The organism is Kineosporia sp. A_224, from assembly GCF_002198655.1.
Taxonomy (GTDB): domain Bacteria; phylum Actinomycetota; class Actinomycetes; order Actinomycetales; family Kineosporiaceae; genus R-H-3.
Genome location: NZ_MWLN01000146.1, coordinates 1 through 10,113 on the forward strand (window position 1 = coordinate 1; position 10,113 = coordinate 10,113).

General features: G+C 75.3%; 7 protein-coding genes and 1 pseudogene. 5 read left to right on the forward strand and 3 right to left on the reverse strand.

All coding sequences use genetic code 11. The annotated features are described in order from the left end of the window. Positions 1 to 2,044: pseudogene (locus tag EDJALFJO_RS12895) on the forward strand (hypothetical protein); the annotation flags it as partial. A 22-nt stretch (positions 2,045 to 2,066) separates the two neighbouring features. On the opposite strand, the gene EDJALFJO_RS12900 reads toward EDJALFJO_RS12895, so the two are convergent. Beyond that, complete coding sequence (locus EDJALFJO_RS12900; RefSeq protein WP_143448546.1) at positions 2,067 to 3,077, reverse strand: GNAT family N-acetyltransferase; 1,011 nt, start codon at positions 3,075 to 3,077, stop codon at positions 2,067 to 2,069. Between the two features lie 205 nt (positions 3,078 to 3,282). On the opposite strand from EDJALFJO_RS12900, the gene fdxA reads away from it, so the two are divergent. The 3 genes from fdxA (at position 3,283) to EDJALFJO_RS12915 (ending at position 6,323) form a co-directional block, all read left to right on the forward strand. After that, positions 3,283 to 3,609 (forward strand): ferredoxin, encoded by a 327-nt coding sequence (gene fdxA / locus EDJALFJO_RS12905; protein WP_088285820.1) that lies wholly within the window; start codon positions 3,283 to 3,285, stop codon positions 3,607 to 3,609. Positions 3,610 to 3,614: 5 nt separating this feature from the next. Then, positions 3,615 to 4,739: a succinyldiaminopimelate transaminase gene (dapC, locus tag EDJALFJO_RS12910; protein ID WP_198950252.1), complete on the forward strand. Its 1,125-nt coding sequence runs from the start codon at positions 3,615 to 3,617 to the stop codon at positions 4,737 to 4,739. A gap of 291 nt (positions 4,740 to 5,030) precedes the next feature. Next, entirely contained in the window at positions 5,031 to 6,323 is a 1,293-nt protein-coding gene (locus tag EDJALFJO_RS12915; RefSeq protein ID WP_088285824.1) for a citrate synthase, read from the forward strand. A gap of 90 nt (positions 6,324 to 6,413) precedes the next feature. On the opposite strand, the gene EDJALFJO_RS35975 is transcribed toward EDJALFJO_RS12915, so the two are convergent. Together EDJALFJO_RS35975 and dapD are read right to left on the reverse strand one after the other, a co-directional pair. Further along, the gene (locus tag EDJALFJO_RS35975) at positions 6,414 to 7,370 is read right to left on the reverse strand and encodes a hypothetical protein (RefSeq protein WP_088285826.1); all 957 of its coding nucleotides are present in this window, start codon (positions 7,368 to 7,370) and stop codon (positions 6,414 to 6,416) included. Positions 7,371 to 7,474: 104 nt separating this feature from the next. Further along, complete coding sequence (gene dapD / locus EDJALFJO_RS12925; protein ID WP_088285828.1) at positions 7,475 to 8,494, reverse strand: 2,3,4,5-tetrahydropyridine-2,6-dicarboxylate N-succinyltransferase; 1,020 nt, start codon at positions 8,492 to 8,494, stop codon at positions 7,475 to 7,477. Positions 8,495 to 8,605: 111 nt separating this feature from the next. Between dapD and dapE the strand changes: the two genes are divergently transcribed. After that, positions 8,606 to 9,694 carry a succinyl-diaminopimelate desuccinylase gene (gene dapE / locus EDJALFJO_RS12930; RefSeq protein WP_088285830.1) on the forward strand — a complete coding sequence of 363 codons (1,089 nt, stop codon included), beginning with the start codon at positions 8,606 to 8,608 and terminating at the stop codon, positions 9,692 to 9,694. The last annotated feature ends 419 nt before the right edge of the window (positions 9,695 to 10,113 follow it).

Here is a 10,113-nt window from a genome sequence, read left to right on the forward strand (position 1 = left end):
TCCGCAGCACCGCCCGCAGCGCTGTCCGGGTCGAGCGCCGGGCGCCGCCGACGTCGCCTCGGACGCCGCCGTGGCCGACGCGGTCGAGGCCCTGCGCGCCGCCGGCGCGGTGCCCTGGGTGCGGGTGTGGGCCGACGTCCCGGACGGCGACCTGGACGCGGCCGTCGAGAAGGCCGCGGCGGACTGCCCGAAGGTCGCCGGCGACCCGACCGGCCTGGCCCCCGACGTCGTCGTCGTCGCGGTGTCCCTCGGTGACCGCAGGTCGGGGATCTACTACGGCAGCACGTGGGACGCCGCGCTCGACCCGTGGTGGGAGGGCGAGCTCGCCTCCGAGGTGAACCCGCTGCTCAAGGCGGGGGACGTCGCGGGCGCCGTCGTCGCGGGCCTCAGCAGGGTGCAGGCGCAGGTCTCCGGCTCGGGGACCTCCGGCGGCACGTCCGGCGACACGTCCGGCGACACCTCCGGCGACGTCGGGGCGGACGGCGGCGCCCCCTTCGTCGAGGGCCGGCCCTTCGCCGACGGCGAGGTTCTCTGCGACGACCTGCCGCCCGGGTTCGACCCGGCCCTGAACGGCTGCGACACCGGTGGCCCGTCGGGGGCCGGCATCCCGGCGGCCGGGGTCCTCGGCGTCGGCGGGGTCGTCGTCGCGCTCGTCGGCGGCGGGTTCGGGATCTCGCGATGGACGACGCGACGCCGGGCCCGGGACGGCGCCGTCGCCGCGGCCGCCCTCGCCCGCGGCGCACAGGCCTCGCTCGCCGGCGACCTCGCCGCGCTACGGACGGTCGCCGCCGGGCTCACCGGCGGGCTGGCCGCCGGGGACGCGACCGACGTCCAGGACCGGGTCGAACGGGCCGGTGCGGTCGTCGCCACCGCGGACCGCCTCGTCGACCTCCAGGAGGGGCAGTACCCGCAGACCGGTCTCGCCGCCCTGGCGACGCTCCCGGCCCGGGCCGCCGACGCCGGCTGGACCGCCGCCGCCGCCCGGGTCGCCGAGGCACGCGACCAGGTGCTCGCGGTGCGGCGCGGGCTCGACGCGGACGCCGTGGCGGTCGCAGACCTCGGCCCGGCGACCGAGACGCTCTCCGCCGACCTGCAGGACGCCCGCGCCCGGGTCGGCGCGATGACCGAGCAGGGCTTCACGGTCGAGGAGAGCACCGCCGTCCTCGACACCGCGACCGCGGACCTCGCCCGGTCCCGCACCGACCGCGGGGCCGGCAGCACGCTCACCGCGGCCCGCACCGTCGCCGCGGCCCGGGAGGCGGTCCGGGCCGCCGTGGCCGCCGCCGAGGGGCTGCCCGCCCGCCGGGACGCCGTGCTCGCCGCCGCCGGTGCGGTCGCCGAGCGGCTCGACGCCGCCCGGGAGGCCGGGGCCCGTGCCGAGGACCGCTTCGCGCGGCTGCGGGACGGCCACGACGAGTCCTGCTGGGCCGACCTCGCCACCGGCGTGGAGGAGGCGCCCGGCCTCGTCGAGCGGGCCACGGCCGGCGTCGAGGACGCCCAGGTCGCCGCGTCGATGCGCGCGCAGCGCTGGGCGGACGCCGAGTCGGCCGCGACGTCGGCCCGGGACGGGGTCGAGACCGTGCTCGCCCTCGCCCGGGCGGTCGACGACCGGGTCGTGGCGGTCGAGCAGGCGCAGCGCACCCTGGCGGCGCGCAGGGACCGGGCGGACGCCGTCCAGCAGGACGCCTCCGAGTACGTCTCGCGGCACCACCGGGACGTGCCCGGCGACGTCGCCGACGCGGTCGGTGCGGTCGGGGTCCTGCTGCGCGACGTCCGCGACGGGCTCGCCGCGCCCCGCCCGGCGTGGCTGCGGCTCGAGGTCGAGGTGGCCCGCGCCGAGCGGGAGATCACCGCGGCCGTCGCCGCGGCGCGGGACGCGCACGAGCGGGCCGAGCGGCGCCGCGACGAGGAGGCCGACCGGCGCCGGCGGAACAGCCACGCGGCGGGCGGTGCCGCCCTGTTCTCGTCGCACTCCTCCCACTCGTCCCACTCGTCCGACTCGTCGGGGTCCGGGTCGATGGGCGGCGGGTCGTCGTCCTGGTGAGGGGTCCGGCCGGCCGGGCGGCTCAGACCTGCGGCGCCCGGACGTAGTCGTACCGGTGGTGCGGGACGAACCCGGCCGACAGGTACAGCGCCTGCGCGGCCGTGTTCGTCTCGGCGGTCTGCAGGTACGTCGACAGCGCACCGTGCGACCAGGCCCAGCGGGCCACCGCGCCGAGCAGCACCCGGGCCAGGCCCCGGCGCCGGTACGCCGGGTCGACCTCGACGGCCGTGACCCCGGCCCAGCCGCCGGCGACCGAGCCGCGCGCGCACGCCACGGTGCGCGCGCCGTCCCGCACGGACCAGAAGGCCTGCCCGGGCGCCGAGAGCAGCAGCGGGACGGCGCGCTCGGGGAGGTCCTCGCCCTTGTAGCGGTACGTGGCGCGCCAGCCGGCGTCCGGGGCGTCGGCGACGTCGAGGGCGAGCCCCGCGGGCAGGTCCGCCCCGCCGCGCAGCTCGGCGGTCGGCGCGACGAGGACGAGGGCCGAGCCGCCCTCGACGACCTGCCAGCCGCGCGCGGCCGCGAGGGCCAGCGCCCGTGCTGCGGGGCTCGCGCCGTCCGGCCCGTCCGCGTCGTCGGGGACGCCGCCGTCGACCGGACCGGAGACGCTCAGCTGGGCGGGCAGTCCGCGGGCGGCGAACCAGTCGTGGACGAACCCGAGCGCCTCGTCGTCCCCGACCCCGGGGGCGCCGAGCGGGACGACGCAGTTGGCCCGGTTCGTGAAACCGTCCGCGGCGCGCAGCCACCAGCCGCCGAGGCGTACCTGGTCCGGCGGGTTCCAGTGCAGGGCCATCACGGCGACGAGGTCGGTCACCGACAGCGCGAGGTGCGGCGGAGCGGGCCGGGAGGCGCGCGGCGGCACGACCTTGCCGGCGACGACGTCGCTGCGCAGCACCCGGACGTCGCCGCGCCGCCGGGTCCGGACCACGAGTGCGACGTCGGTCACACCGACGAGGTCACCGAGCGCGTCGGTGAGGCCACCGCCTGCGACCCGGTACCGGACGACGACCCGCTGTCCGGACCGTGCGTGCCACACGTCGTCCGGATCCGTCCCACCCCCGGTCCCGCCACGGGTCCCGGCGTCGTGCCCGCCGTCCGCGCCCACGCCGTCCCCTCCCGTTCGCTTCTGCGGACCTGCGTGCACAACGGGTCCCGGCGTCCGCGATACTAGGGCGCGACCCGCCGGTGGTGGCTCGCCGGCCGCACCGCCGGGCGGAAGGCCCGGCCCGCTAGGAGGACTCGTGACGTACGTCATCGCACAGCCCTGCGTCGACCTCAAGGACAAGGCCTGCATCGAGGAGTGTCCTGTCGACTGCATCTACGAGGGCGAGCGGTCGCTGTACATCCACCCCGACGAGTGCGTCGACTGCGGCGCCTGCGAGCCGGTGTGCCCGGTCGAGGCGATCTACTACGAGGACGACACCCCGGAGCAGTGGAAGGACTACTACAAGGCGAACGTCGAGTTCTTCGACGACCTCGGTTCGCCCGGTGGTGCGGCCAAGCTCGGCGTGATCCCCAAGGACCACCCGCTCATCGCGGCCCTGCCCCCGCAGAACCAGGACCACTGACGCAGGTGGCCGCCCCGACGCCGTCCGCAGGGGCGGCCCGGACGGCGCTGCCGGACTTCCCCTGGGACCGGCTGGCGCCGTACGGCGACCGGGCGCGCGCGCACCCGGGCGGCATCGTCGACCTGTCGATCGGCACGCCGGTCGACCCGACACCGGCCGTCGTCCGGGACGCGCTCGTCGCGGCGTCCGACGCCCCCGGCTACCCGCAGACGTACGGCACGCCCGCCCTGCGCGAGGCGGTCGCCGGCTGGTTCGCGCGGCGCCGCGGCGTCCCCGGTCTCGATCCCGACGGCGTGCTGCCGACGATCGGCTCCAAGGAGCTCGTCGCCTGGCTCCCGACGCTGCTCGGCCTCGGGCCGGGCGACCTCGTCGTCCACCCCGAGGTCGCCTACCCCTCCTACGACGTCGGCGCCCGGCTCGCCGGGGCCGCCCCGCTGCCCGCGGACGGCACGGCCCAGGTCGGGCCGGCGGCCTCCCGGGTCGGCCTCGTCTGGGTGAACTCGCCCTCGAACCCGACGGGCCGGGTGCTCGGGGTCGAGCACCTCGCGAAGGTCGTCGCCTGGGCCCGCTCGATCGGGGCGGTCGTCGCGAGCGACGAGTGCTACGCCGAGCTGGGCTGGGACGTCGAGGACGTCCCGAGCATCCTCGACCCGCGGGTCTGCGGCGGCTCGCACGACGGCCTGCTCGCCGTCTACTCCACGTCGAAGCAGTCCAACCTCGCCGGGTACCGGGCGGCGTTCGCCGCCGGCGACCCGGTGCTCGTCAGGCGGCTCCTCGAGGTGCGCAAGCACGCCGGGATGATGATGCCGTGGCCGGTCCAGGAGGCCCTGCGGGTCGCGGTCGGCGACGACGCGCACGTCGCGGAGCAGAAGGAGCGCTACCGCGCCCGGCGCGAGGTCGCCCGGGCCGCGCTGCTCGGCGCCGGCTTCACGATCGACCACTCCGAGGCCGGCCTCTACCTGTGGGCGACCCGCGGCGAGCCCTGCTGGGACACCGTCGACCGGCTCGCCGCCCGCGGAGTCCTCGTCGCACCGGGCGCCTTCTACGGCGCGGCCGGCGCGGAGCACGTCCGGGTCGCGCTCACCGCGACGGACGAGCGGATCGCCGCCCTCGCAGACCGCCTCGCCTGAACGCGCCGGACGCTTCACCGGTGCGTCGCGGTGAAGTCCGGGCGTCACGCTGCCGATGAGGTTGCGGGGTGATGCCGCCGGGCGGTCGTGGGGCGACCGATCGGCGACCGGACACGCCGCGCGACACGCCGTCCGGCGAGCGGTGCGACCGGTCACATGCGTCACATGCCCCCTGAATGGTGCAGGGAGATGTCAGGAAGGTAGCGTCCCTGTTCCACGGGGTGACGACCGCGAGGCGCGACCGGCGCCGGCGATGCCCACCCGCCCCATGAGCATCCTCGAGGAGCGTGCATGTCCGATCCGCAGACGGTGAGCCTCCACCACCCCGGAGGCGCGCTCGACCTGCCTGTCGTCCCCGCCACCGTCGGGGGATCGGGCATCGAGACGTCGTCCCTGCTGAAGTCCACCGGGTACGTCGCCCTCGACCCCGGGTTCGTCAACACCGCGTCGTGCACGTCGGAGATCACGTACATCGACGGCGACGAGGGCATCCTGCGGTACCGCGGCTACCCGATCGAGCAGCTCGCCGGGAAGAGCACGTTCCTCGAGGTGAGCTACCTGCTCATCTACGGGGAGCTGCCGACGGCGACGCAGCTCGAGGAGTTCGACCAGCTCGTCCGCCGCCACACGATGCTCCACGAGGACCTCAAGCGGTTCTTCGACGGCTTCCCCCGCGACGCGCACCCGATGCCGGTGCTGTCGAGCGCGGTGAGCGCGCTGTCGACGTTCTACCAGGACAGCCTCAACCCCTTCGACGCCCAGCACGTCGAGATCTCGACGATCCGGCTCATGGCCAAGCTGCCGACCATCGCGGCGTACGCGTACAAGAAGTCGGTCGGGCAGCCGTTCCTCTACCCGGACAACAGCTACGGGCTCGTCGAGAACTTCCTGCGGCTCACCTTCGGCTTCCCGGCGGAGCCGTACGACCTCGACCCGGACATGGTCAAGGCGCTCGACCTGCTCTTCATCCTCCACGCCGACCACGAGCAGAACTGCTCGACGTCGACGGTCCGGATGGTCGGCTCCTCGCACGCCAACCTCTTCGCCTCGGTCTCGGCCGGGATCAACGCCCTCTTCGGGCCGCTCCACGGCGGCGCCAACCAGGCCGTCCTCGAGATGCTCGAGAAGATCAAGAACAGCGACGACGACGTCGACACGTTCATGCGCAAGGTGAAGAACAAGGAGGACGGCGTCCGGCTCATGGGCTTCGGCCACCGGGTCTACAAGAACTACGACCCGCGTGCGGCCATCATCAAGAAGACCGCCGACGACATCCTCCACAAGCTCGGCCAGCGCGACGAGCTGCTCGACATCGCCATGCGACTGGAGGAGATCGCCCTCTCGGACGACTACTTCATCGAGCGCAAGCTGTACCCGAACGTCGACTTCTACACGGGCCTCATCTACAAGGCGATGGGCTTCCCGACGAAGATGTTCACGGTGCTCTTCGCCCTCGGCCGGCTGCCCGGCTGGATCGCCCAGTGGCGCGAGATGATCGAGGACAAGCAGACGAAGATCGGCCGCCCGCGGCAGGTCTACACCGGGGTCGCCGAGCGCGACTACGTGGCGCTCACCGACCGCTGACCCCTTGCGGCACAAGCAGTCTGACGAACAACGCAGTCGGACGGCGCTCCTCGCACGCGAGGGGCGCCGTCGGCACGTCCGGGGGTGTCGTCAGGCGACGTGGACGACGACCGTGCCGGCGGGCGGGCCGTTCTCGAGCGCGGCCCAGCCCGCGTCGGGGCGGTCCCTCCGCCACTGCTTGCCGTCGACCTCGACGGCGGTGACGGCGAGCGCGTCGGCCCGGGCGACGGCCCAGTGCGCGAGGCTCCAGGCGGTGCGGGCGCCCTCCCGGCCGGCGAGGGTGAACCGGACGGCGGTGCCGGCGTCGGCCGACGTCGCGGCGACCTCGGGGTCGGCCTTCCCGGTGCGGCCGGTCTCGGTCTTGGCCGCCTTGACCACTGCGGTCGCCCGTGCGGTGAGGCCGTTGGCGCCGGGCTCCTGCGCGGCGACGTCGGCGGGCCGCAGGACGCACTCGAACGCGCCGGGGGAGTAGCCGGACAGCGCCGACGCCAGCGCGCGCGCCTCCGGCTCGTGCTGCTCGTAGGCGCTCGGGTAGGCCGACCGCTGGACCTTCTGGGCGGCGTCCGTGATCGGCAGGCTCTGGTAGCCCTCGACCTTGACGAGCACGTCGTAGAACGCGTTGCTCGCGTAGACCGGGTCCTGCACCTGCTCCGGGGTGCCCCATCCCTGCGACGGGCGCTGCTGGAACAGGCCGAGCGAGTCCCGGTCGCCGTAGTCGATGTTGCGCAGCTTCGACTCCTGCATGGCGGTCGCGATGCCGATCGTCGCCGCCCGGGCGGGCAGGCCGCGGCGGACGGCGACCGAGGCGATGACCGCTGCGTTGCCGGCCTGCTCTGGGTCGAGGTCGCCCATCCCGTCACCGACGAGCGCCGTGCAGTACTCGCGCACGGGGATCGACCCGACCGAGTGGCGCAACCAGGCCCAGCCCGCCGCGACCGAGCCGACGAGCCCGAGCAGGACGAGCCCGACGAGCACCGGCCGGCCGTTGCGGCCGCGCCGGCGCGCGGGCGGCGCGGGCCGGGACCCGGGGAGCTGGGTCGTCGTCATGCGGTGCGGTCGTCTCGTCTCCGTCGGGGCGGGTCCTCATCGGTCCAACGCCGGGCGGTGCCCGGTGGTTCGCGGGCGTCGGTCGTGCGTGGCGGTCGCTCGTGTCAGTCGTTCGCGTGCAGGGCGGCGTTGAGGCTGAAGGACTTGCCCTCCCGCGGGACGGCCTCGATCGCCCCGGTGAGCGAGTTGCGGCGGAAGAGCAGCCCGTCGGCGCCGGACAGCTCCGCCGCCTTGAGGACGCGGGAGTCCGGCAGGAGGTTCACCTTCGTGCCCGCGGTGACGTAGCAGCCGGCCTCGACGACGCAGTCGTCGCCGAGGCTGATGCCGATGCCCGCGTTGGCGCCGACGAGGCTGCGCCGGCCGACGCTGATGACGTGCTGGCCGCCGCCGGACAGGGTGCCCATGATCGAGGCGCCGCCGCCGATGTCGGAGCCGTCGCCGACGACGACGCCCGCCGAGATCCGGCCCTCGACCATCGACGCGCCGAGGGTGCCCGCGTTGAAGTTCACGAAGCCCTCGTGCATGACGGTCGTGCCCGGCGCGAGGTGGGCACCGAGGCGCACCCGGTCGGCGTCCGCGATGCGCACCCCGGTGGGGACGACGTAGTCGGTCATCCGCGGGAACTTGTCGACGCCGAAGACCTCGACGCGCCCGGCGCTGCCGCCGCGGCCGCCCGCTCCCGCGGCCGCGCGCAGCCGCAGCCGGGTGGCCTCGAAGTCGTCGACCGGGCAGGGGCCGAAGCTCGTCCAGACGACGTTGACGAGGACGCCGAAGATCCCCGTGAGGTTCTGCCCGTGCGGGGCGACGAGCCGGTGCGAGAGCAGGTGCAGCCGCAGGTACGCGTCGGGGACGTCCGCGGGCGCGGCGTCGAGGTCGACGACGGTGCGGACGACGGTCTGCCGCACCCGGCGGTGCGGGTCGACGCCCTCCAGCGCGGCGAGCTCGGCGGGCACGGCGTGCGGGCCGGCCTCGGCCGGCGTGCCGAGCGCGGGTGCCGGGTACCAGGTGTCGAGGACGACGCCGTCCTCGGTCGTCGTGGCGAGGCCGAAGCCCCAGGCCGCTCGGCTCGTCGCCGGGGCGGCGGCGGGCGCCTGCGGGCTCGTCACTTCGGTCACGTCGGTCATGCCCAAAGCCTATGCGGCAGGCCCGGCCGCGCCCGTCATCGGGTGTGGTGATCGTCTCGGTCCGCGGACGTCATCACGGGCGTGCGCACGAAGGGCCCCTACGCTGGGGCGGTGACGACGACGACGTCCCCACGGCTGGACCTGTCCATCGACGCTGTCGCCCTGACCCGGGCGATCTGCGACGTCGAGTCGGTGAGCGGCAACGAGCGCGAGCTGGCCGACGCCGTGGAGACGGCCCTGCGCGAGCTGCCCTGGCTGGAGGTGCTCCGCGACGGCGACGCGATCGTCGCGCGGACGAACCTCGGCCGGGCCGAGCGGGTCGTCGTCGCGGGACACCTCGACACCGTCCCGGTCGCGGCGAACCTGCCGACGTGGACCGAGGGCGAGGGCGACGGCCTCGTGCTCCACGGCCGCGGCACGGTCGACATGAAGGGCGGGGTCGCCGTCCAGCTCCGGGTGGCGGCGACGACCCCCGAGCCGACGCGGGACGTCACGTGGGTCTTCTACGACCACGAGGAGGTCGAGGGCTGGCGCAACGGCCTCGGCCGGCTGACCCGCGACCACCCCGAGTGGGTGGCCGGTGACTTCGCCGTGCTCTGCGAACCGACCGGCGGCGCCGTCGAGGGCGGCTGCCAGGGCACGATGCGGATCGACATCACGATCCCCGGTGTCGCGGCGCACTCCGCCCGGGCCTGGATGGGGCACAACGCGATCCACGACGCGGGGCACGTGCTGACCCGGCTCCAGGCGTACGACGCCCGCGAGGTCGAGGTCGAGGGGCTCGTGTACCGGGAGGGCCTCAGCGCGGTCGGGATCCGCGGCGGCATCGCCGGCAACGTCGTCCCGGACCTGTGCGTCGTCTCGGTGAACTACCGCTTCGCCCCCGACAAGTCCGTCGAGGACGCCGAGGCGCACCTGCGTGACGTCTTCACCGGCTTCGACGTCATCGTCACCGACGCCGCCCCGGGCGCGCACCCCGGCCTCGACCACCCCGCCGCCGCCGCGTTCGTCGCGGTCATCGGCCGCGAGCCGCGCGCCAAGTACGGCTGGACGGACGTCTCGCGCTTCAGCGCCCTGGGGATCCCCGCGGTGAACTACGGCCCGGGCGACCCGAGCCTCGCGCACCGGGACGACGAGCACGTCCCCGCGGGGCAGATCTACGAGTGCGAGCGCGTCCTGCGGGAGTGGCTCACCGCCTGAGGCGTTCCCGCCGCGCGCTCCGTGCGGCGATGGGTGCACGGACACGGGTGCCGGGACGCCTGCATCGATGCACCCATGCGTGCACGGCGGCCCACCTGCGGGAGCGCGGTCGTCCGTGCAGCGATGGGTGCACGGCTGCGGGTGCGGGAGCGCCTTGATCGATGCACCGATGCGTGCACGGCGGCCTGCCTGCGGGAGCGCGGTCGTCCGTGCAGCGATGGGTGCACGGGTGCGGGGGCGGGAGCGCCTTGATCGATGCACCGATGCGTGCACGGGTGCACGCCGACGGCTCAGGTGAGCGGCGTCCGGTGCGCCGCGCGCCGCCCCGACGCGGAGTCGAGGTCGATGACCGCTGGACGGCGGGCGCCGCGGGCCGGGGTCGGCAGACCGGCCGGGTCGGTGAACGGGGCCGGCGGGGC

Excerpts from the sequence above, each read along its gene's own strand:
- EDJALFJO_RS12915 (WP_088285824.1), top strand. The coding sequence starts at position 5,031 with ATGTCCGATCCGCAGACGGTGAGCCTCCACCACCCCGGAGGCGCGCTC.
- EDJALFJO_RS35975 (WP_088285826.1), bottom strand. The coding sequence starts at position 7,370 with ATGACGACGACCCAGCTCCCCGGGTCCCGGCCCGCGCCGCCCGCGCGC.
- dapD (WP_088285828.1), bottom strand. The coding sequence starts at position 8,494 with ATGACCGACGTGACCGAAGTGACGAGCCCGCAGGCGCCCGCCGCCGCC.